The organism is Ereboglobus luteus (genome assembly GCF_003096195.1).
GTDB classification, from domain to species: Bacteria; Verrucomicrobiota; Verrucomicrobiia; order Opitutales; family Opitutaceae; genus Ereboglobus; species Ereboglobus luteus.
In genome coordinates this window covers 629,549-650,886 of record NZ_CP023004.1, presented here as the reverse complement: position 1 = coordinate 650,886, position 21,338 = coordinate 629,549, and the positions used below count along the sequence as shown (strand labels likewise).

The following is a 21,338-nucleotide window of genomic DNA, read 5'->3' as shown; positions in this document are numbered from 1 at the left end:
AACCGTCCCGGTGAGCCGGGAATGTTCGCCCTACCTAAAACTCTACGCGGGTTTGGCCGTTTGTGCCGCATGGCGGAGAAACATTGCTCCGCAAACAAAGGCCAGAATCGCGGCGCGCGCGAGGCTGACGAGCAGCGCGGCGCGTCCGGTGTCGCCATCGCCAAAACAGCCGCAGGAAATATCGAGGCCGCGTGCCAGGGCGCTGACAATCATCGCGGTGAAGACGACGCTGCACGCGGTGAGGATCGCGAGCGCGCCGCCGCGCAAGCCGCGAATAAAAATCGCGCACGCGCAGCCGATTTCGATCCACGGCAGCCAGAGCGCCGTGATGACGGCGAGCGTGCGCGGCACGACGCGATACAGTTCGATGGCGTGCGCGAAGGCGGCGGGATCGCTGACTTTCGACACGCCCGCGTAAAGAAAAACGCCCGCGATGATGAGAAGCGTGAGCGAGGCGGTGATGCGCGCGGGCACCGTGTTTGCAATGCCGGCGGGGCTGGGATTGTTGTTGTTCATCGCGCGCGCCAGCCTCCCTTCAGGACAAACACGTTTGTGAGCGCGAGTTCTCGCTGGAGTCGTTCGGCCACGGTGCGGCTGGTGTCGCAGAGCGCGTCGTCGCAATAAACAACAACGCGCGTTTCGGCGGCGCGCCCGAGCTCCTCGATGATTGCGGGGAGCTGTTGCTCCCAATGCGCCGGGTTGAGCGGCAGCGCTCCGGGTGCGTGCGAGGCCGCGTGGGATTCCGAGGGGCGCGCGTCGATGAGAAGAATGCGAGGCTGCGATGTCGCCGCGCCGGCCTCGCGCTGCCATGCATAAACTTGCGCCCACGTGGTTTCGTCGCCGGCGAGCGACGGGTCGTCAAAAAGCTCGCGGTGCATGAACCCCGAAATCAGCGCCGGAATGGCGGCGAGCACGAGGAGAATGAGGGCTTGACGGAGGAGCGGACGCATCAGCTATGGGGTGGGGCGAAGCCTCCGTCTGAGCCGATGCCCCGTCCTGCCAAATTGATTTTTAGCGGACTTGCGCATAGGCGGTGAGCGTCGTTCCGGCGGGAAGCGGCGCGGCGGGTTTCAGGGTGATGACGGCGAGGCGCGGCGTGGCGATGTCTCGCGGCGTGATGTCGAGCCGGTAGTGGCGTCCGGGTTCGAGCGCGACAAGCGCGAGGTCGAAGTTGTCGCGGTTGCATGTCGCGTCCGTGATTTCAACGGGCGTGGCGAAGTTGATTTTTATGTCGATGGATTTTGTGGAGGCGGAATTTTCGCTTTTCCAAAAAACGAGTCGCGGCGCGATGGTGAGCGGTTCGGGAAGATTGGCGCGGAGCGTGAGTTCGTAGGTGTTGTTGCGCGATTCGTCGGTCGTGATCGTGATGGTGCGCGCGACTTCGCCGACGAGTCCGGTGCGGTCAAACTTGACGAGCACCTTGCCCGTTTCGCCGGGCGCGAGTGTTTCCCTGTCGATCACGGGTGCGAGGCAGCCGCACCCGGCGCGGGCGTTTGTGATGCTGACGGGTGCCGTCCCTGAATTTTTGAAGGTGAACTCATAGGGAGGGAGCGTCTCGCCGATTTCGGCGCGCTGCTCGATTTCGGTGCGCTCCCAGTCGATGGCGCGGAGCGCGGGGAGCAGAAAAAACACGGCGACGCACAAGCGAACGCCGATGTTTCGTTGCCAGGGTGACACAGGCATTCTTATCCGTGCCGTGGCTCGCGCGCCCCTTCCCGCACAGGCAGGAATGTCTGTGCCACCTTGGCCGGGCGTTGATAAAAAAACCTTTTTCATTTATTGAAGAGCATCGGCGCGAACTCGGCGAGGTAACGGCGCCAGTTGCGGAAGGTGTGGCCGAGGTCGGTGACGACGTAATAGAGCGGGGCGTCGGGCGCCTTGTCTTTCAGCCAGCTCACGGCCTGGTCGTTTGCGGTGAGGAGTTGGTCCGTGTTGCCGCAGGCGAGCCAGAGAAGGCGAATTTGTTTCGCGGTGGTGTCGTTGAAATGTGGATACGCCGCGTCGAGGTCCCCGGGCAGGCCGCCGGAGCTGAATGCGCCGATCCACGCGAATTTGTCGATATGGTTAAGGCCGATGTTGAGCGACTCGGCGCCGCCCATCGAGAGGCCGGCGATGGCGCGATCCTCGCGCGCGGGTGACACGCGGTAGGCGGCCTCGACCCGCGGAAGCACCTCGTCGAGAAGGATCGGCGTGAAGTCGCGGATGTTTTGCTCCCACAGGCCGGGCTTGGCGCGCATGCCCTGCCAGCCGGCGCGGACGACTTCCATCGTGCCGTAGCCGAGCGGCATGACGACGATCATGGGGCGCGCTTTTCCGGCGGCGATGAGGTTGTCGAGAATGATGTCGGCGCGGCCCGCGGTTGTCCATGCGGTGGCGTCGTCGCTGTATCCGTGCAGCAAATACAAAACGGGATAACGCGCGGAGGCGTCGGCGGGATCGTAGCCGGGCGGGGTGTAAACGATGAAGTCCCGGTCGTCGCCGGAGACCTTGGTCTTGAAGGAGTGGCGGTGCAGCGCGCCTCGCGGCGCGTCGGTGCGCTCCCATGCCTTCGGGGGCGCGTCGGCGGGGCTCGGCACGATGAGCTCGCTGGAGTTGTTTATGAGGTTGTATTTGAGGTGCGGATTTGCGGGGTCGGTAACCCGCACGCCATCGACGAGAAGGGAGTAGGCGTAAATGTCGGGCGCGAGGGGCGCGGTTGTGAATGTCCACACGCCGTCGTCGCCCTTGGCGAGCGCGGTATAGGGAATGCCTTCGCAGCGCAGTTCGACCGTGCGCGCGTCGGGCGCGCGGAGTCGAAACGTGGCCGACGAATCGGGATTGATTTCGGGCGCGCCCAGGGTGTCGGGTTGGGAGGCAAGGGCCAGGACTGCTGCGGGAATGAATACCATGGGGAGCGTGCGTTTGATCGTGTTCATGATGCGATTCGCCATCGCGGTGAAGTGTTTTGATTTTGGATAATTCGCAACGCCAAATAAATTTGCCGGATGGCATGGCGCGCATGTGTGTGCTTGCGAGCCGCGCCTTCCGCGCCCTAATTTTTTTGCATACTGAAAACATCCTAACCGCCGTCATGCCCGCCTGGTCGAACATCGCGTTTATTGTCGCAGCCTATCTTATCGGTGGGCTGTCGCCCGGGTATTGGCTGGCCAGAAAGCGCGGCGGAGTCGACATTCGCGAAATCGGCAGCGGGGCGACCGGGGCCACCAACGCCGGTCGCGTTCTCGGTAAGCGCGGTTTTTATACCGTTGTCCTCATCGACATACTCAAGGGTTTCCTTGTCGCGCTTGCCGCGAGTTATTTCATGGCCGACTCGCCCCCTGCATGGCGGTGCGCCGCGGCCTACGCCGTTGTCGCAGGGCACATCTGGCCGGTCTGGCTCGGCTTTCGCGGAGGCAAGGGCGTGGCCACTTTTTACGGCGCATGGTGTCCTCTGGCGGGCGGGCAGGGTTTTATTCCCGCCGCGATTTGCATCGTGCTCGCGCTCGCGCTCAAGCCGGTTTTCCGCCGCTCCTTTTCGGTTTCGTGGCTCGTCACGCATGCGCTTTTTCCCGTGATTGCCTGGTGGCTCTGGCGTGATCCCGCTTCCACGCTCATTTGCGCGGCAATGATCCTCACACTCTGGATTTCCCATCGCGCAAACATTCTTGCCGTGCTCGGAAAAAAAGCGTGACCGGAACGGCGGGTGGGACGGTTGGCAGTCCTTCCGGTAACACTTTTACGCGCATCCTCCGGTGAGAGCGCTTTGTTTTTCCCCTTTCCACCCCGCGCACTTTCCCTTTTATTGCCACACTTTCTTACCACCATGGCCGACAAAAACGACCAAACTGAATATATTTACAAAATCGCGACCGAAGATTGGGAAATTGAGCAAATCCACCGCCTCAATTACCGCACCTTCGTCGAGGAAATCCCCCAGCACGCCCCGAACACCGACGAGCGCCTCGTGGATCGTTTTCACGCTGAAAACACCTACATCATTTGCCTGCAGGATCGCCGCCTCATGGGAATGCTCGCCATTCGCGGCACGCGCCCCTTTTCCATCGACAGCAAGCTCGCCAATCTCGACGCATACCTGCCCACCGGCCGTTCCGCCTGCGAAGTGCGCCTGCTCGCCGTCGAGCCCGATGCGCGCAAAACCGTCGTCTTCCCAAAGCTCTTCGAGCACGCCGTGCGCCACTGCCTCCACAACGGCTACGACATCTGCATCATTTCCGCCACCACGCGCCAGTTGAAGCTCTACCGGCATCTCGGCTTCGTCCCCTTCGGCCCCCTCGTCGGCTCCGAGCAGGCGCAATACCAGCCCATGTATCTGACGCTGGAAAACTTCGGCCGCACCCTTGAAAAAAGCACCGTGCTCCGCAGCTCCTTTGTCGAGGGCCCCGCCCCGAGCAGCACGTCCTCAACTTCCTTCCCGGCCCCGTCCCCACCTCCTCCGAGGTTCGCCAGGCGCTCTCCGGCCCCGCCATCTCGCACCGCAGCAAGCTGTTCATCACCCGCATGGCCGACATCCGCGCGCGCCTCTGCAAGCTCACCGGCGCGGCCGATGTCCAGATTATGCTCGGCTCCGGCACCATCGCCAACGCCACTGTCGCCAATCAGCTCGCCCTTCTCGGCACCACCGGCCTCATCCTCTCCAACGGCGAATTCGGCGAACGCCTCGCAGGCAACGCCCGCAACGCCGGACTCCGCTACGACTGGCTCCAGCTCCCCTGGGGGCACACCTTCGACATGGCCGAGGTCACCCGCCTCGCCGAGCGCCTCCCCGCCGGCGGCTGGATATGGTTTGTCCATCACGAAACGTCCACCGGCATCATGAACCCGCTGGACGAGCTCAAAAAACTCGCCGACCGCCTTAACCTTCATCTCTGCGCCGACTGCATCAGCTCCATCGGCGCCATGCCCGTCGATCTTCATGGCATGTATCTCGCCACTTGCGCCTCCGGCAAGGGGCTCGGCAGCTTCCCCGGCATCGCGATGGTGTTTCACAATTACAAACCCGAGCCGCACCCCGACCGCTTCCCCGGCTATCTCGATCTCGGCCACTGGTTCGAAAACCAAAGCGTGCCCCACACCCATTCCACAAACCTCGTCGCCGCGCTCGACATCGCCGTGCAGCAAGCCACGCCCGAGCGCATGCAACAAATCGCCGACAACGCCAAATGGCTCCGCGAACAACTCCAGAGTCTCGGTTTCCAGCTTGCCGCGTCCGAGGACGTCGCCAGCCCCGGCATCATGACGATCCTGCCGGTCAAGGAAATGTCCGCCGCCGAGCTCGGCGAGGAACTTGAAATGCGCGGTTTCTGGCTCAGCTACCGCAGCCAATATTTGCTAAACCACAACTGGATACAGGCGGCGCTGCTCGGCAACCCGAGCCGCGAATCCCTGGAAAAACTCGTGCACATGCTCAGCGTGGTCTGCCGCCGCACGCCGGAGGCGAAGGCGACAATCGCCGCCGCGGCGAAAGCGGTGAAGAGTTAGGCAGCCCGCAATCATTTCCATAAATACCCCGATGCAAAATTCCGATGCCAGCAACAACGTCCGCATCGAAGACGTGGCTGCTCGGGATTCTGAGATCGAGAATGATCTGGAGTGGATGATTTGCCCCTGTTGCCACCAGCACAACGCTCCGCATGCCAATTTCTGCGTTGCATGTGGCGCCCCTATAAGCGCCACTGCCGCAATTGCGCCATTTGAGCGCATCTTTGCGGAAGGCTTTCTGTTGCGGGAGGCGGCATTCGGCAAACACACCAAACTGTTTACGGTGTTGGCCGTATGGCTGATATTTTTCCCGATGATGGTGAGCGTTATTGGTCTTTTTATATTAGTTCCCCGCTTATATTGGCTGGATCCAGGGCTTCTTGTTGGCGACATCGCAATGCTCTTTATGCTGACATGGATAGCCTTGCTCCTTTACCGCGTGACCCAAAATTACATTGGGCAAAACCAATCCCCGCCAGACAGTCCGCCGCCTTCCGCCTAATGCGCAGTATAACGGCACCGCACATTTCGCCATTGGCGTTGTTTCGGTTTAAATTGTCGCGAGGAAATACCTTTTGGTAGGGCGAACCGTCCCGGTGAGCCGGGGATGTTGCGACTCACCGGGACGGTTTGCCCTGCCTCAAAATGCGACCGAGCAAACCGAAAAACTCCGAACCGTGACCAATAGCCGCCTCACTGCTTGCGCGTGGAGACTTCGATCACGTCGTGGGGGGAGGCTTCTTTTTGGCCTGCCGGGCTCACGCGCATGTAGCGGGCGTTGGCGCGCAGCTCGGGGAGGCTTTTGGCCCCGAGATATCCCATGCCGCTTTGGATGCCGCCAATGAGGTTGCCGAGGACGTCGTCCGTCGAGCCGGAAACTTCCTTGAGCGCCTCAATGCCCTCGGCGGTGAGTTTGCGCGCGGTGTCGTTTTTGTCGTGGCCGTAACGGGCCGCGCTGCCGGCTTTCATCGCGGCGAGCGTGCCCATGCCGCGGTATTGTTTGTAGAACTTGCCGTTGATTTCCATGATTTCGCCCGGGGCTTCGCGGCAGCCGGCGAGCAGTCCGCCGAGGATGACGCTGTCGGCGAGGGTGAGCGCCTTGACGATGTCGCCGGACTTGGTGATGCCGCCGTCGGCGATGATGCGCACGCCCTTGGCGGCGGCGCCCTTCGAGGCGGTGTAGAGCGCGGTGAGCTGCGGGATGCCGATTCCGGCGACGATGCGCGTGGTGCAGATGGAGCCTGGACCCTGGCCAACCTTGATGGCGTTTGCGCCGCAGTCGGCGAGGTATTCCACGCCGGAGGCGCTGGTGACGTTGCCCGCGATGATGGTGAGCTCGGGGAAGGCGTCGCGGACGAGCTTGACCATGTCGCCCACGCCGGCGGTGTGGCCGTGCGCGGTGGAGATGGCGACGACGTCGACGTTTTCGGCGACCAGCGCGGAGACGTGCGAGACGATTTTTTCGCGGTCGAGCGAGCCGTCGGGGTTGCGGACGGGGCCGATGGCGGCGCCGACGACGAGGCGGAAATTGGCGTCGCGGGCGGGTTTGCGCTGCGACTTGGCCTCGTTGGTGATGCTTTCAACGTCGCGGCTGGTGACCATGCCGCGGAGTTTGCCGGCGTCATCGACGACGAGCATTTTGTTGATGCCTATGTGCTGGTTGAAAAAGGTGTCCGCCGCCTTGATGGGATCCTTGGTGACGGCGTTGAGGTGCTCGGTGATGAGGTCGGCGCGCGGGGTCATGACGTCGGCGATTTTTTTCGTCTTGTAGCGTTCCTTGACAACGTTGCCGGAGACGAGGCCGAGGAGGACGCCGTTTTCGTCGGTGACGGGGAAGGTGGAGAAGGAGAATGTCTTTTGTTCGATGCGGGCGAGGAGGTCGCCGATGAGCATGTCGGGGCGGATGGTGATGGGGTCCTGCAGGAAGCCGTGGATGTGGCGCTTGACGCGGGCGACTTCGCGGACCTGGTCCTTTGGCGTCATGTTGTAGTGGATGAGGCCCATGCCGCCGTTGAGAGCCATGGCGATGGCCATGCGCGACTCGGTGACGGTGTCCATGTCGGACGAGATGATGGGGATTTGCAGCCGGAGGGTGTCCGAGAGGCTGGTGGCGAGGTCGGTGTCGCGGGGGAGGATTTGGGAGTAGCGCGTGGCGAGTGAGACGTCGTCGAAGGTAAGCGCAACCGGACGGTTGGATTTGAAGAAGTCGTCGGCGGCCAGATAGAAGTCGGCGTCGATCGTGTTGGTTGATATGTTGGCGGCCTGATTCATGGTTGCCGTGAACGTATTAATGGCGGTCGAAAAAAGTGCAAGCGGTGTTTTGAAAAAAAGAAAAAGCGCGACGCTTTTGAGGGCGTCGCGCTTTGGCGGAGATTGTTTTCCTGTTCTGATTTTTATCAGAAGCGGCAGGCTATGCTGGCGGAAAAGATGTGCGCATGGCCGGTGTGAACCTTAGTTTCGAGGACGCCTTCGCGCGGACGCGCATTAAAGGTGCTCTCCTTGATCTTGATGTAGCCGTAGGCGAAATCGAGGGTGACCGCCTTGCTGATTCGCCAACCGAGACCGGTGCTGAAGATTTGGCGGTCGTTGGAGGGAACCATGTAGTCGGCATACTTGGTATTCACCGGGTCTTTATCGATCACGAAACCAGCGCGCAGGGCGAGAGCGTTGTTGAGTTGGTATTCAGCACCGAGGCTGTAGCGCCAGACGTCTTTCCAGTGTTTTTCCGAGGTTGTGACTTCACCCACTTTGCCTGGCTCACCCGGGAATGCTTGAATCTTGAGTTCGTCGTAGGAGCCCCAGTTTGTGCGGAGGGCCTGGAAACCGATGTTAAGCGGAGCGACGGGCGAGTAGTTGACGCCGAAGGACCAAGAGTCGGGCAGGTCGATTTTGCCCCATGCCTTGCCACCGGAACGTCCGGCATAACCGGCTTGATTGTTGGGAAGAATACGGGCGCTTGCACCGGTAATTTTGGTGTCGAATCCGGAGCGATAAACAATACCGAACGCAAGGTTGTCATTCACTTCATACTGGATTGCGAAGTTGTAGCCGAATTCCCAATCGTCGCCCTCAAGGATGAGGGGAGAATAATGGCTGCCATAGGCAGTATCCTCTTCCATCAAGGCCAAATTAACTTGGCGTTTGATCGTGATATCAGTCCTGAGAATCGCGAGGCCGACGGCGACCGAGAGGCTCTTGGCCCAAGGTTGGTCGTGAACGAGGCGGTAGGCGAAGGTCGGCGCCATCTCGACGGTTTCGATTTCCGTGTAGTAGTTGTTGTAAGCACCAGGCCATGCATTCGCAAACTCTGGGAAATCGCTCTTTAGTCCGTAGGGGACGAAGATGCCCATGCCGACGGCCATGTTGTCATTGATGCGATAGGTGCCGTAGAGGTTAGGGATGACCGCGGTGTAGGAATTCATCGGTGTTTTCCTCCACTCAGTGTTCAGATACGTGCCGTCGATGGATCCCTTTGTCGAAACATCAATGTCAGGCATGATGAAGCTCAGGCCGGCTTTGATTTGGAAGCCGGGGAGCTGGGTGATTGCGGCGGGATTGGAATAGAGCGCGCTGGCGTCGTCGTTGCGTCCGACGTTGGCGTTGGCCATGGCGAAACCGCGTGCATCGGTTTCGTAAATTGCAAAGCCCGCCCCGTGTGCTGTGCCGATCGTGGCGACGAGGGCGAGCGAGAGGGCGAGGGTGGACAAAAGGCTGCGCTTGGCGGCCTTGGCGTTTGGATGCATGGAAGTTTCCATAGTTTGGTTGTCTTGTTGGGTTTCCGTCCGCTGTTGAGCGATGGAGAGAGTTGTGAAGAAAGAGTTAATGCGCCGCTTATTGCAATGCAGAATTTATAACTGCAATTGTTTTGGAAGACGGTGTTTCCGCCTGAAAATAATGCGTTTGCGAACGGGGGCGGTTTTCGGGGGCCACATTATGTTTCCGGGGCGTCAAAAAACCCGCCGGTTTTGAGCCGGCGGGCTTTGTTAATTGAAGTGTGCTTGGTGCGCGACTCAGGCGTATTTGATGATGATGGCGCCTTCCTCGATGCCGTCGCCGACAGTGGCGTGGATCGAGCCGATCTTGCCGGCCTTGGGGGCGTAGATGTAGGTGTTCATCTTCATGGCCTCAATGGTGGCGACTTGGGCGCCCTCGGCCACGTCCTGGCCGACCTTGACATCAATGGAGACGACTTTGCCGGCGAGGGGGCTGGCGATGTCGCTTGCGCCGGCTGCGGGTGCGGCCTTGGGGGCCGGCGCGGGCGTGGGCGCTGTGATGGGAGCGGACATGGGGGCGCTTTGCACGGGTGCCGCGGCGGCGGGTGCGGCGGCGCCTTCATCCATGATTTCGACGAGGACGTCGTATGCTTTGCCTTCTACGGTAACGCGGAGCTTTTTCATATGTAGTTTTCTGGTTTTGGTTAAATGGTTGTTGGTTGATGTGTGAGTGTTTTTCGTTTGGCCAGTTTTTTATCCTCGCGGGTTGTGCGAGGTGTAGATTTGCCGGCGGCCTTCGAGGGACCACATTTGCATGAGGGCCTCGACGGTGGGCGGTTTTGCGGTTTGCACCCCGGCGATCCGCGCCTTGGGGCCGAACACGGTGGCCACCGAGGCTGCGATAACCGCCAGTATTTGGGGCGAGGGCGTGTCGGTGCTGGCATTGGGCACTTCGACAACGAGCGGCGCGGGGGCCGCGGGTTTTGCCTTTGCGCCGGCGGTTTTCTTTTCGTCCGGGTGCGTGGCGGCGAGGATTCGTCCGAAGAGGGCGATGAGCGCGATGAAGATTGCCACGCCGGATAGGATTACCGCGAGGGCGATCCATTTGTTTCCGAACAGGACTGCGTCCTCGGGCGCTGCGGTTTGTGCGAGCAGGATAAGTGTGTTGGTCATGTATTCGTTTTGGAGACCCGCCGTTCGTTGCGCGTGGCCGCGGACGGCGGGTTGTTACGAGCGGGTGACGTGATTATGCGGTGGTCCGTCCGTTTTTAGAGCGGAATGTTGCCGTGCTTCTTGGGCGGGCGGGTTTCGCGTTTGCTGAGCGTGGCGCGCAGGGCCATGGCGACTTTGCCGCGCGTCTCCGAGGGTTCGATGACGTCGGTGATGAAGGCTTTGCTGGCGGCGCGGTAGGGCGCGGCGAACTTGGACTGGTATTCGGCGGCGAGCTCGGCGGCCTTGGCTTTCGGGTCGGGTGCGGCGGAGATTTCCCTCTTGAAGAGGATGTTGGCCGCGCCGGCCGCGCCCATGACCGCGATTTCGGCGGTGGGCCAGGCGAAGACCATGTCCGCGCCGAGGTCCTTGGGGCACATGGCGAGGTAGGCGCCGCCGTAGGCTTTGCGCATGATGACGGTGATTTTCGGCACGGTGGCGGCGGAGTAGGCGAAGAGCATCTTCGCGCCGTGGCGGATGATGCCGCCGCGTTCCTGCTGGATGCCGGGGAGGAAGCCGCCGGTGTCAACGAGGGTGAGCAGGGGGATGTTGAAGACGTTGCAGAAGCGGATGAAGCGGGCCGCCTTGTCCGAGGCGTCGATGTCGATGGTGCCGGCCTTGAAGTTGGGCTGGTTGGCGATGATGCCGACGACGATGCCCTGGATGCGACCGAAGCCGACGACCATGTTGCGGGCGAAGTCGCGCTGCACTTCGAGGAAGTCGGCGTTGTCCACGAGCCTTTCGATGATTTTCTTGACGTCGAAGCCTTCCTTGCCGTTCGAGGGCATGATCTCGTTGAGAACGGGGTCGGGTGTCATGTCGAGCGGCACGTTCAGGTTGTGCGGCGGGTCCATGACGTTGTTCGAGGGGAGGAATGAGTGGAGTTTCTTGGCGATCTGCATGGCCTCAACGCCGCTGTCGGCGATGAAGTGGATGTTGCCGGAAATGGAGGCGTGGGTGACGGCACTGCCGACGTCGTCCATGGTGACGGTCGCGCCGGTGGCGGCCTTGATGACTTCGGGGCCGCAGATGAACATTTGCGCGCCGTTTTTCGCCATGATGATGAAGTCGGTGAGGGCGGGCGAGTAGGCCGCGCCGCCCGCGCAGGGGCCGGCGATCACGGAGATTTGCGGCACGACACCGGAGAGGAGGGTGTTGCGGAAGAAGATCTGGCCGTAGCCGGAGAGCGCCTCGTCGCCTTCCTGAATGCGGGCTCCGCCGGAGTCGTTGATGCCGACGACGGGCATGCCGGATTGCTTGGCGTAGTCGAGCAGGTCGCAGATTTTCTTGGCGTGCATGCGGCCCACGGCGCCGCCGCCGACGGTGAAGTCTTGCGCGAACGCGGCGATGGGGCGGCCGTCAACGTAGCCGATGGCGGTGATGACGCCGTCCGCGGCCATGTGCTTGTCGGCCATGCCGAAGTCGTGGCAGGAGTGTTCGACGTGGAGGCCGAGTTCGAGGAACTGGCCGCCGTCAAAGAACGAGGTGAGGCGTTCGCGAGCCGTGTGAAGGCCTTTTTTCTTGCGGGCCTCGAGTTTTTCCGGGCCGCCGCCCGAGAGGGCGATTTTGCGTTTTTCAGCGAGCTCTTCGAGCAGTTTAGGGGATATTGCCATGGTGAAAAATTAGGTTTGAAGGTTGGAGGGACGGTCCTCAGTGCTGCGCGCCGGGTTTGCTCATGCAGAATTCGGTGAGCACGCCGAAGGTTGATTTCGGATGGAGGAAGGCGACGAGTTTTTCGTGCGCGCCTTCGACGGGTGTTTCGTTGATGAGCCGCGCGCCGGCGCCGCTGGCCTGCGCGAGCTGGCTGGTGATGTCGTCGGTGGCGTAGGCGATATGGTGGATGCCGCCGTGGGGATTCTTTTCGAGAAACTTCGCGATCGGGCTGTCCGGCGAGGTGGGCTCGAGGAGCTCGATATTGACCTGGCCGCATGGGATGAATGCGGTGCGCACTTTTTGCGAGGCGACTTCCTCGCGATGCGTGCATTTGAGGCCGAGGACTTTTTCATAATAGCCCAGTGCGGCGTCGATGGATGTGACTGCGATTCCCAAGTGGTCGATGTTCGTAATCATGGTAGGAAAGGTTCAATAAGATGATATGTTTCGCCGCCTTGTAAACATAAAGTTTAACTGATGCCCTTCCGTGGGCGCATCTTAAAATTTTGCAGGGCAAGATAGAGCGCGCTTGCGCCCGGGAGCGCGGGCGTCCCGCCCGCAAGATGGCGCGCCGCACAAACCTCCAAACCTGCGGGCAGGATGCCCGCGTTCCCGGGGCTCCCCCGCCTGTTCCGCGCCAAAGTATTGCGAAATCTAATAGTGCATTTCTCCGTGGCTTTTAACTTTTTTGCGACGCGCGGCGCCTGTGCGGGGCAGGGGAGGGGAAATCAAGGCGGGGCGGCCTTGCCGCGAAGTCAGATTTTTTAACCGCGAATGGACGCGAATAGACGCGAATTCAGAAAAGAGATGATGTGAAGCAGATTGGTTTTATTCGATTCGTGTTCATTGGCGTCCATTCGCGATTAAATTTGTCTTTGAATTGGGTGAGTCGCGACGAATCCGTGATTAATCCGTGCAATGTCAGGCCACTCGCAGACTCGTAGATGTGGCCAAAATGGCTTGGAGCGCACATTTTTGTTTCATGCGGAAAGGCGCACGTTTTGGCGTGTCATGTTTTGGGAGGCGACCAGCCGCGTGCTCAACATCGGCGTTCGGCCGCGCATCCGATGCCATTTTTCGGCGACTTTTCAGCGACACAGGGCATTTATTTTTAGCTGTTATTTATCTGATTTTTTAATAACTTCCTCCCTTTTCTTCCGGCCATTGCAACTCTCAGCATCTGTAACGGCCGCCCATTCACCCGTCACTTTTCCACACATGAGCAGCACAACCAACGAAACCAATACTCCCGAATCCCTCGACGGCCTGCGCGCCGCCTACGCCGAATGGCGCAAGACCGTCGAAACCGAACTCAAGGGCGTGCCCTTCGAGAAAAAACTCGTCACCAAGACGCCCGAAGGCATTGCGCTCCAGCCGCTTTACACGCGCCTCGACACCGCGGCGCTCCCCGCGCAGGACGCCTCCGCCGCGCGCGGCTCGCTCGACAAGGGCTACTTCAAGACGCCTTGGGAATTCGCCCAGGAAATCGCCCTCGCCGCCCCCGCCGATTTTAACGCCGCGCTCCTCGCCGACCTGAACCGCGGCCAGAACGCCGTCTCCATCTCGCTCGACTGCGCCACCCGCGCCGCCAAGGACGCCGACGCCGCGCCCGCCGCCGAAGTCGGCTGCTGCGGCCTCTCCGTGAGCGACCTCTCCGACCTCGCCGCCGCGCTCAACAACGTCGAGCTCACCGCCGTCCCCGTGCACATCAACGCCGGCGCGACCGCGCTCCCCGTCGCCTCGCTCCTCCTCGCCCTCGCGAAACAGCGCGGCGTCGACGCCTCCAAGATCAACGGCTCCGTCACCGCCGATCCCCTCGGCGAACTCGCCGCCCGCGGCGCGCTTCCCGACTCGCTCGACTCGCTCCAAAACGACCTCGCCCAATGGACGCTCTGGGCCTCGAAAAACGCCCCCGGCCTCTCGACCGTCGGCGTGGACTCCGCCCTCTGGCTCAACGCCGGCGGCAACGCCGTGCAGGACCTCGCCTACACCATCGCCGCCACAGTTGAATACATCCGCGAGCTCGGCAAACGCGGCCTCACCGCCGAGCAAGTTGCCGCGCACCTCCGCGTCAACTTCGCCATCGGCCCTCAATTCTTCATGGAAATCGCGAAGTTCCGCGCCTTCCGCCTCCTCTGGGCGCGCGTCGCAGCCGCCTACGCGATCAAGACTTCGCCGAAAGTCCACGCCCGCACCGGCCGCTGGAACAAGACCAAGCTCGACATCAACGTGAACATGCTTCGCGTCACCACCGAGGCGCTCTCCGCGGTGCTCGGCGGCGTCGATTCGCTCCACATCGCCCCCTACGACGAAGTCATGGGCTCGCCCGACGATTTCTCGCGCCGCATCTCGCGCAACATCCACACGCTCCTCGCCGAGGAGTTCCACGTCACCGCCCCCAACGATCCCTCCGGCGGCTCCTTCTACATCGAAAAACTCACCGACGAACTCGCCCGCAAAGCTTGGGCCGCGTTCCAGGATATCGAGAAACAAGGCGGCTTCACCGCCGCCCTCCGCTCCGGCTCGCTCCAAACCGCCGTCGCCGACACCGCGAAGGCAAAATCCGACTCCCTCGACAAGCGCCGCATGGGCCTCGTCGGCACCAACCTCTTCCCCAATCTCAAGGAAAAGGACCCCGTCGCCCGCCCGCTCGCCACGCCCGAGTTCGTCGCCGCCCGCGCCGCCGAGGTTAAGAAACGCCGCCCGGCCACGATGAGCATCAAGCTCGCCGTCACCACCAAGATCGTCAACGCCGTCAGTCCCGACGTCGCCGCCGATTCCGCCGCCGCGTGCATCCAGGCCGCCGCCCAAGGCGCGACCATCGGCCAGCTCTTCGCCGCCACTCACCCGGATGCGAAACCCGAAACCGGCGTCACGCCCGTCGCGCTCGTTCGCGGCTCCGAAGGCTACGAAGCCCTCCGCGCCGCGGCCGACTCCTACGCCAAGAAAAACGGCGCCCGCCCGAAAATCTTCGTCGCGAAAATGGGCCCCGTTCTCCAGCACAAGGCCCGCGCCGACTTCACCGCCGGTTTCTTCAGCACGGGCGGCTTCGAGATGATCGCCAAGGACGCCTACGAAACCGCCGAGGACGCCGCCAAGGCTGCGGTCGCCTCCGGCGCTCCCGTCGCGGTCCTCTGCTCGACCGACGCCACCTATCCCGAGCTCGCCCCCGCCTTCGCCAAGGCGGTCAAGGCCGCCAAGCCGGAAATCCAAGTCATCCTCGCCGGCATGCCCGCCGACGAAACCCTCGCAGCGACCTACAAAGCCGCCGGCTTCGACGACTTCATCCACGTCCGCGCCAACGTCCGCGGCCTGCTCGCCAACATCCAAAAAACAATCGGCGCGTAATTACACAAAAGCATCGGACCTATCGGCCATATTCGGCCAATGGGTCCCGTTGTTTCACACTTCATCTTACACACTCACCACTTTCAAAAAATGAGCACAACCACCACACCTGATTTCACCAAACTCGCTTACGACGACATCAAGCTCGACACGGCGAACGGCGCGCCCGCCACCGAAACCGTCGAACTCACCGACGAGCAAATCCCCGTCAAGGCCAACTACACCGCCGCCGACCTCGCCGGCTGCTCCACCCTCGACACCATGCCCGGCCACGCGCCCTTCACGCGCGGGCCCTACTCGACCATGTATGTCGCGCGCCCCTGGACCGTGCGCCAATACGCCGGCTTCTCCACCGCCGAGGAATCCAACGCCTTCTACCGCCGCAATATCGCCGCCGGCCAGCAAGGCCTCTCCGTCGCCTTCGACCTCGCCACCCACCGCGGCTACGACTCCGACCACCCCCGCGTTGTCGGTGATGTCGGCAAGGCCGGCGTCGCCATCGATTCCGTCCTCGACATGCAGACCCTCTTCGGCGGCATCCCGCTCGACAAAGTCTCCGTCTCCATGACCATGAACGGCGCCGTCCTCCCCGTGATGGCCTTCTACATCTGCGCCGCCCTCGAGCAAGGCGTCAAACTTGAGCAACTCTCCGGCACCATCCAGAACGACATCCTCAAGGAATTCATGGTGCGCAACACCTACATCTACCCGCCCACGCCCTCGATGAAGATCATTGCGGACATCTTCGAATACACCTCGAAGAACATGCCCAAGTTCAACTCCATCTCCATCTCCGGCTACCACATGCAGGAGGCCGGCGCCACCAACGACCTCGAGCTCGCCTACACCCTCGCCGACGGACTCGAATACATCCGCACCGGCGTCAAGGCCGGCATCCCCGTGGACGCCTTCGCGCCCCGCCTTTCCTTCTTCTGGGCCATTGGCAAAAACTTCTTCATGGAAATCGCCAAAATGCGCGCCGCCCGCACCCTCTGGGACCGCATCACCTCGCAATTTGGCCCCAAGAACAACAAGTCCCGCGCCCTGCGCACCCACTCGCAAACCTCCGGCTGGTCGCTCACCGAGCAGGACCCCTTCAACAACGTCGCCCGCACCTGCCTGGAAGCCCTCGCCTCCACGCTCGGCCACACGCAATCCCTCCACACCAATGCGCTCGACGAGGCCATCGCCCTCCCGACCGACTTCTCCGCGCGCATCGCCCGCAACACCCAGCTCTTCCTCCAAAACGAGTCCGGCATCTGCAACGTCGTCGATCCCTTCGCCGGCTCCTACTACGTCGAGGCCCTCACCCGCGAAATCACCGAAAAAGCCTGGAAGCACATCGAGGAAGTCGAGTCCATGGGCGGCATGACCAAGGCCATCGAAGCCGGCCTTCCCAAGCTCCGCATTGAGGAAGCCGCCGCCCGCCGCCAGGCCAAGATCGACTCCGGCAAGGAAACCATCGTCGGCCTCAACAAATACCGCATGGAAAAAGAGGACGCCCTCGAAATCCTCGAAGTTGACAACACCGCCGTCCGCGAGTCGCAAATCAAGCGCCTCAACGAACTCAAGGCCGCCCGCGACAACGCCAAGACCCAAGCCACCCTCGACGCCCTCACCGAGTGCGCCGCCACTGGCAAAGGCAATCTCCTCGAACTCGCGGTCGAGGCCGCCAAAGCCCGCGCCACACTTGGAGAAATCAGTTCCGCGCTCGAATCGAAATTCGGACGCTACCAAGCCACAATCCGCAGCATATCAGGAGTTTATCGCATGGCCTACGGAGACGAACCCATCATCAACGAAGTCCGCACACTCGTCAAAAAATTCGAAGAAAAGGAAGGCCGCCGCCCCCGCATCCTCGTCGCCAAACTCGGCCAGGACGGCCACGACCGCGGTGCCAAGGTTGTCGCCACCGCAATGGCCGACCTCGGCTTCGACGTGGATATCGGCGCGCTCTTCCAAACCCCGGCGGAAACCGCCCAGCAAGCCGTCGAAAACGACGTCCACGTCGTAGCGATGAGCAGCCTCGCCGCAGGCCACAAAACCCTCCTCCCGCAACTCGTAGCCGAGCTCAAAAAACGCGGCCGTGAAGACATTCTGGTCATCTGCGGCGGCGTTATACCGGCGCAAGACTACGACTTCCTCCTGAAAAACGGCGCCAGCGCCATCTTCGGCCCCGGCACCGTCATCCCCAAGAGCACTAAAAAGATACTGGAATTGCTCTTAGAACGTCTGTAAAAGTAGAAACGAATTACAGCCGCTTTATCTGATGTAGCGCAGGCTGCCAGTCTGTTTCCCAAGAAGGGGCTTCGCGATGCGAAGCCCCTTCTTGGGATTATTCGAAAATACTATAATAACTGTCACTTTACTTATTTTTGCTAATAGCTGATTGCTCAATATACTTTGCATTAGAGTCGGAACACTGAGGCTTTTTATCTTGTTTTGTTAATAGCATGTGGACGCGTTTAAGAATCATAAGGAGTGTAAGTATAAAATTACCTATAATAAAAAATGAAGTAGTGGAAATTATCTGCATAGGAATGCCAGATGACACTATAGCCGTAAATAACAACACAATTAATATTACTGATATTAAAATTGCATAAGATATATTGTAGAATGTCTCGTCCAACACCTTGTGTTTAATTGCATTTTGCATGATGGTGTTGCGGAATCCCACAATTAACACTAATAGATTTAGGAGTAGCCCTACAAAAATGGAAAAAATTGTGATCAATAGATTTATTGTATCACTACTTATGTTTTTATTTAGTAAAAAAACAACTCCAATAGAAATAATAATCGGTAGGGCATAAAATAAAAATATGTCTCGTTTGGATATCTTATCGCGTCCATCATCGCGCATTGTTTTAAAATGATCCAAAAAAATATTTAATATATTTATTTTTGAGCTCATATTCGCAGTGTGTTTATAATGTCATTCATTATTTTTTTGGTCTCGCTTGATATAGATTCGAACTCTGGGTGTCCATTTGGCGCCACCTTAATGTCATCAGTTATGTCTATTATAGCTCGTAGTTTTGTGAGGTTGCTAAGATCTATACGTCTTTTTTTTCCTCCTAATTCTATATCAACTAATGTTTTATCGTGTGCGAAACCCTTGATTCGTATAACGTCATATATTGGAGCATAGTCATTACCGATCAAAATATTTTTTATTTTATTGAGTATGGCACTAAAAACATGCCCATGCTTTGCTGTTATTACTACGTCCATGCGTCCCGCTTCTATGCTTCGTTCATTTAATTGATCACATACATCGCTCGGTAATGTATTCTTTCTTAATGTTATGGCATGTAACCCACCATTCATGAGTTTATCCAAAAGGCCATCGGGAATTAAAGGTGTGATGAATAATTTAACGCCAGAAAATTGTTTTTCAAATTCAGGTAAAAGATTATTACCCAATGTCTTTCTCACACCCGATGTTCCGAATCTTTGTAAAAGTAGAACCGATGAATCCCCGGTTTTAGGAATATAATATCTAAAATAGAACGGGAGCAATTCAGCTTCAGTTGTTGAGCGTTGATAAGGTTTCTTTTTTCCTTTAACATCTAATAATTCTGTTTCGTATCCATATTCTCCAGTTATCACTAAACCTTCAAAGTTGGGGGATTTGGAGGTTACCTGTTTTGCACTTAGGACTTTTTTACTACTCGGGTCGTTAATCTTCTTTGTTTGAAGTTTTCCGAAATAATTTTCAAAGAAAGCATGAACTCCATCTAACATGGGATCATTAATTTTAAGATAAATTTTTTTCGCAGTATCTTGGAAACGTATACGATAACTGGATATAGTAATGGTTGGCATAAAAGTTTGGGTTTTGACGAACGGATAGGAAGTGGAGGTTTTGTTAATTTATAAGTTTTGGCAAATTATATCGCGGTGAAGTTGACGCATTCTTTCATCTTCTTTTGTAAATTCTGGTGCATGAATATTGTAGGTTGTAACGATCATTTCCTGTGGCGTATATGTTTTATAAAGCGTAAACAATTCTTTTTCATTGTTTTCCCATAGTTTGCTTTGCTCAAAAAAAACGTCTGTGTTTTTTGATGCACGGATAATTCCAATCCATATTCTGATACAAAAATCTCGTGCGTCCTCGCGATGAGATGCCATCCTCTCCGCGCGAAGCAACAGGCCTGCCCTCACAAACCAAAATCGTCTCCAATAAGCTATCTTATCTTTAGGCTTGTTTGTGTCTGGATCGGTAAACCTAATCATCTCGTCAAGCGATTTTGGCCCTCCTGGCCATTGTTTCCCTTTCTGAACACATTCAATGTATTGCGCTTCGGATGCTTCCACAAGAATCTTGAATTGTTTGTATGCAACGGCGATTGCAATCTCTCGTCTATAATCTTGAGTTTCAAAATGTTTTTCTAATGCAGGTATAAACGCGTGCTCGGGCTGATTCAATAGTGTGCTTATGGCGATTTTTTCCATTATCCCTTGAGGTGTTGCTATCTCTTCTATACAGGTAGATTGCAAACATTGTGATTTGTTGCTAATTGTAATGTCTGAATTTAGCGCTGTATTTGGGAAAAAATATTCAGGAAGTATTTTGCCCATATTGATATATTCTTCATCTGTATATGGAAATTCTTCATTGTCCATCTCTTGTGTGCACCTTCTGAATTTCTGCATCGCTGATGATAAACAATCATGCGAAGATTTTAGTATGGTCCACATACTGCGAACTTGATCTTTAGGGTCAGGAACCAATCCAAAAGCCAGCGTTGCTAATACAATATGCCAACCATTCAACGTAGCTATTATATGGCTTTTTTTCTCAGCGTTTAAAAGAATAGATGCGTAAGAAGCATTTAGCGTCTGATTCACTTTTTGAGCTAGATTAAGTCGAATGTCATCCAGTAGACTATATATATTGAATAGTTCATTTCTTGAAAATCGTGTTGGATTGTGAAATGTCGGATAAATGTTTATGGTGTCTTTTCTGGATTCAGTGATAAGAAACCCAACCCAGAGGAGCGCATGTGCACGATCCATATTATCTATTTTACACACCACTTCGTGTGTTTTAACAATATGCGCTGCAATTCGCTTATCTTGCATCTTTCTTATCAACCAATCGTTTAAGAATCCCATGGCGTTTTATGTGCGTGATTTATTTGATGTTAATGACAAAGGACGCTCAGGCATCAGTGCAAACAAAACCGATTTTCCGCTTATGAATCGGGCTTCCAAGTATAGTGAGATTGCGAATGGCTTCAACCAGCAGGGCGATTTGCTCGTCATGTTCGCCCAAGCGCGCATCCATTCAGTCAGCTTTGCCGTGAGAGTCTTGTGACTCCCCATCATTTGCCGGAGTTGAATGAACGTTCGGACAACCATCACGCCCATTTTCTCGGCGGTGGCAGAGTTTATCACATTGGCCGCCTGAATCGCCCCATGCTCGGTGAAGGCATAAGGCAATGTATTGCTAAATCGCAAGTTGCCAAGGTGGTCGCATTTTGCGACCACCTCTGTCTTTTCCGCCTTGGTGAGTTGAAAAACAAAATCCTCGGGAAACCGCCGTTGATTGCGTTTCACCTGTTCATTCAGCCGCTTGGTGGTCACGCCGTAAAGCCGGGCCAAATCCCTGTCGATTATGACCCGTTGACCGCGCAGCACGAGGATTCGCGATTGGACATGCTCCACGGGAATGAGGTCGGGAGGGGACATGGTAACATCTTGTCAGGCTTACTGTTCTTGGGATAGCCCAACACAATGCACCTCCTTGTTTTGAACACAAGAATTTTGCTTCACCGAAAATACATAATCGCGGAAACGCGGAAGAGCGGAAGTGCGGAAGTTCGGAAAGCTGAGTCAAATTTCCAGGATTACAAACCGGCAGACTTGGCAGTCCGCGTTACGAAGGCTATTCGATTGAGACAGAGCTTCTTAAATGATTCCGCA

Annotated in this window: 19 protein-coding genes and 1 pseudogene; 6 read left to right on the top strand and 14 right to left on the bottom strand. The window is 57.8% G+C overall.

From position 1 onward, the window contains the following. Positions 1-42 precede the first annotated feature (42 nt). The 4 genes from CKA38_RS02485 to CKA38_RS02470 form a co-directional block, all read right to left on the bottom strand. On the bottom strand, positions 43-516 hold the full coding sequence (locus CKA38_RS02485) for a MauE/DoxX family redox-associated membrane protein (protein WP_108824089.1): 474 nt from the start codon (positions 514-516) through the stop codon (positions 43-45). Further along, positions 513-950: a rhodanese-like domain-containing protein gene (locus tag CKA38_RS02480; RefSeq protein WP_108824088.1), complete on the bottom strand. Its 438-nt coding sequence runs from the start codon at positions 948-950 to the stop codon at positions 513-515. Before CKA38_RS02480 ends, CKA38_RS02485 begins: the two co-directional genes overlap by 4 nt. Positions 951-1,011: 61 nt before the next feature. Then, positions 1,012-1,677, bottom strand: coding sequence for a DUF1573 domain-containing protein (locus CKA38_RS02475; RefSeq protein ID WP_161554680.1), 666 nt, complete (start codon positions 1,675-1,677; stop codon positions 1,012-1,014). Positions 1,678-1,772: 95 nt separating this feature from the next. Continuing rightward, positions 1,773-2,930, bottom strand: a complete 1,158-nt coding sequence (locus CKA38_RS02470) for an esterase (protein WP_108824086.1) — start codon at positions 2,928-2,930, stop codon at positions 1,773-1,775. Positions 2,931-3,040: 110 nt separating this feature from the next. Here CKA38_RS02470 and CKA38_RS02465 point away from each other — a divergent pair, with 110 nt between their 5' ends. The 4 genes and pseudogenes from CKA38_RS02465 (at position 3,041) to CKA38_RS02450 (ending at position 5,980) form a co-directional block, all read left to right on the top strand. Continuing rightward, positions 3,041-3,670: a glycerol-3-phosphate acyltransferase gene (locus tag CKA38_RS02465; protein WP_161554678.1), complete on the top strand. Its 630-nt coding sequence runs from the start codon at positions 3,041-3,043 to the stop codon at positions 3,668-3,670. A gap of 132 nt (positions 3,671-3,802) precedes the next feature. Then, positions 3,803-4,216, top strand: a pseudogene (locus tag CKA38_RS16940) (N-acyl amino acid synthase FeeM domain-containing protein); the annotation flags it as partial. A gap of 248 nt (positions 4,217-4,464) precedes the next feature. Then, positions 4,465-5,478: an aminotransferase class V-fold PLP-dependent enzyme gene (locus CKA38_RS02455; RefSeq protein WP_257791575.1), complete on the top strand. Its 1,014-nt coding sequence runs from the start codon at positions 4,465-4,467 to the stop codon at positions 5,476-5,478. Positions 5,479-5,509: 31 nt separating this feature from the next. After that, complete coding sequence (locus CKA38_RS02450; RefSeq protein ID WP_108824082.1) at positions 5,510-5,980, top strand: zinc ribbon domain-containing protein; 471 nt, start codon at positions 5,510-5,512, stop codon at positions 5,978-5,980. Positions 5,981-6,171: 191 nt separating this feature from the next. Here CKA38_RS02450 and guaB read toward each other — a convergent pair whose 3' ends face one another. The 6 genes from guaB to mce all read right to left on the bottom strand — a co-directional run bounded on the left by guaB (position 6,172) and on the right by mce (position 12,470). Further along, positions 6,172-7,749, bottom strand: coding sequence for an IMP dehydrogenase (guaB, locus tag CKA38_RS02445; protein WP_108824081.1), 1,578 nt, complete (start codon positions 7,747-7,749; stop codon positions 6,172-6,174). Positions 7,750-7,874: 125 nt separating this feature from the next. Beyond that, positions 7,875-9,233 carry an OmpP1/FadL family transporter gene (locus CKA38_RS02440; protein WP_108824080.1) on the bottom strand — a complete coding sequence of 453 codons (1,359 nt, stop codon included), beginning with the start codon at positions 9,231-9,233 and terminating at the stop codon, positions 7,875-7,877. 255 nt (positions 9,234-9,488) lie between these two features. Beyond that, on the bottom strand, positions 9,489-9,875 hold the full coding sequence (locus CKA38_RS02435; RefSeq protein WP_108824079.1) for a biotin/lipoyl-containing protein: 387 nt from the start codon (positions 9,873-9,875) through the stop codon (positions 9,489-9,491). Between the two features lie 69 nt (positions 9,876-9,944). Then, positions 9,945-10,364 (bottom strand): OadG family transporter subunit, encoded by a 420-nt coding sequence (locus tag CKA38_RS02430; protein WP_108824078.1) that lies wholly within the window; start codon positions 10,362-10,364, stop codon positions 9,945-9,947. A gap of 95 nt (positions 10,365-10,459) precedes the next feature. Continuing rightward, positions 10,460-12,013 carry an acyl-CoA carboxylase subunit beta gene (locus CKA38_RS02425; RefSeq protein WP_108824077.1) on the bottom strand — a complete coding sequence of 518 codons (1,554 nt, stop codon included), beginning with the start codon at positions 12,011-12,013 and terminating at the stop codon, positions 10,460-10,462. Positions 12,014-12,050: 37 nt separating this feature from the next. Then, complete coding sequence (gene mce / locus CKA38_RS02420; RefSeq protein ID WP_108824076.1) at positions 12,051-12,470, bottom strand: methylmalonyl-CoA epimerase; 420 nt, start codon at positions 12,468-12,470, stop codon at positions 12,051-12,053. Between the two features lie 801 nt (positions 12,471-13,271). Here mce and CKA38_RS02415 point away from each other — a divergent pair. Both CKA38_RS02415 and scpA read left to right on the top strand, forming a co-directional pair. Then, on the top strand, positions 13,272-15,401 hold the full coding sequence (locus CKA38_RS02415) for a methylmalonyl-CoA mutase family protein (RefSeq protein WP_108824075.1): 2,130 nt from the start codon (positions 13,272-13,274) through the stop codon (positions 15,399-15,401). Positions 15,402-15,491: 90 nt separating this feature from the next. Then, positions 15,492-17,639, top strand: coding sequence for a methylmalonyl-CoA mutase (gene scpA / locus CKA38_RS02410; RefSeq protein WP_108824074.1), 2,148 nt, complete (start codon positions 15,492-15,494; stop codon positions 17,637-17,639). 127 nt (positions 17,640-17,766) lie between these two features. Here the strand turns inward: scpA and CKA38_RS16205 are convergent, their stop codons facing one another. From CKA38_RS16205 to CKA38_RS02395, 4 genes are read right to left on the bottom strand one after another with little or no spacing between them, the layout of a single operon-like run. Then, positions 17,767-18,318 (bottom strand): hypothetical protein, encoded by a 552-nt coding sequence (locus CKA38_RS16205; RefSeq protein ID WP_152032627.1) that lies wholly within the window; start codon positions 18,316-18,318, stop codon positions 17,767-17,769. Beyond that, positions 18,315-19,232, bottom strand: a complete 918-nt coding sequence (locus CKA38_RS15205) for a hypothetical protein (protein WP_152032626.1) — start codon at positions 19,230-19,232, stop codon at positions 18,315-18,317. The genes CKA38_RS16205 and CKA38_RS15205 overlap by 4 nt, the downstream gene beginning before the upstream one ends. Positions 19,233-19,280: 48 nt before the next feature. Then, positions 19,281-20,528, bottom strand: coding sequence for a hypothetical protein (locus tag CKA38_RS15200; protein ID WP_152032625.1), 1,248 nt, complete (start codon positions 20,526-20,528; stop codon positions 19,281-19,283). Positions 20,529-20,534: 6 nt separating this feature from the next. Next, positions 20,535-21,104 carry an ORF6N domain-containing protein gene (locus CKA38_RS02395; RefSeq protein WP_236919113.1) on the bottom strand — a complete coding sequence of 190 codons (570 nt, stop codon included), beginning with the start codon at positions 21,102-21,104 and terminating at the stop codon, positions 20,535-20,537. Positions 21,105-21,338 lie beyond the last annotated feature (234 nt).

Excerpts from the sequence above, each read along its gene's own strand:
- scpA (WP_108824074.1), top strand. The coding sequence starts at position 15,492 with ATGAGCACAACCACCACACCTGATTTCACCAAACTCGCTTACGACGAC.
- CKA38_RS02440 (WP_108824080.1), bottom strand. The coding sequence starts at position 9,233 with ATGGAAACTTCCATGCATCCAAACGCCAAGGCCGCCAAGCGCAGCCTT.
- CKA38_RS02430 (WP_108824078.1), bottom strand. The coding sequence starts at position 10,364 with ATGACCAACACACTTATCCTGCTCGCACAAACCGCAGCGCCCGAGGAC.
- CKA38_RS16205 (WP_152032627.1), bottom strand. The coding sequence starts at position 18,318 with ATGAGCTCAAAAATAAATATATTAAATATTTTTTTGGATCATTTTAAA.
- CKA38_RS02415 (WP_108824075.1), top strand. The coding sequence starts at position 13,272 with ATGAGCAGCACAACCAACGAAACCAATACTCCCGAATCCCTCGACGGC.
- CKA38_RS02485 (WP_108824089.1), bottom strand. The coding sequence starts at position 516 with ATGAACAACAACAATCCCAGCCCCGCCGGCATTGCAAACACGGTGCCC.
- CKA38_RS02470 (WP_108824086.1), bottom strand. The coding sequence starts at position 2,930 with ATGGCGAATCGCATCATGAACACGATCAAACGCACGCTCCCCATGGTA.
- CKA38_RS02435 (WP_108824079.1), bottom strand. The coding sequence starts at position 9,875 with ATGAAAAAGCTCCGCGTTACCGTAGAAGGCAAAGCATACGACGTCCTC.
- mce (WP_108824076.1), bottom strand. The coding sequence starts at position 12,470 with ATGATTACGAACATCGACCACTTGGGAATCGCAGTCACATCCATCGAC.
- CKA38_RS02480 (WP_108824088.1), bottom strand. The coding sequence starts at position 950 with ATGCGTCCGCTCCTCCGTCAAGCCCTCATTCTCCTCGTGCTCGCCGCC.
- CKA38_RS02395 (WP_236919113.1), bottom strand. The coding sequence starts at position 21,104 with ATGTCCCCTCCCGACCTCATTCCCGTGGAGCATGTCCAATCGCGAATC.
- guaB (WP_108824081.1), bottom strand. The coding sequence starts at position 7,749 with ATGAATCAGGCCGCCAACATATCAACCAACACGATCGACGCCGACTTC.
- CKA38_RS15205 (WP_152032626.1), bottom strand. The coding sequence starts at position 19,232 with ATGCCAACCATTACTATATCCAGTTATCGTATACGTTTCCAAGATACT.
- CKA38_RS02425 (WP_108824077.1), bottom strand. The coding sequence starts at position 12,013 with ATGGCAATATCCCCTAAACTGCTCGAAGAGCTCGCTGAAAAACGCAAA.
- CKA38_RS15200 (WP_152032625.1), bottom strand. The coding sequence starts at position 20,528 with ATGGGATTCTTAAACGATTGGTTGATAAGAAAGATGCAAGATAAGCGA.
- CKA38_RS02450 (WP_108824082.1), top strand. The coding sequence starts at position 5,510 with ATGCAAAATTCCGATGCCAGCAACAACGTCCGCATCGAAGACGTGGCT.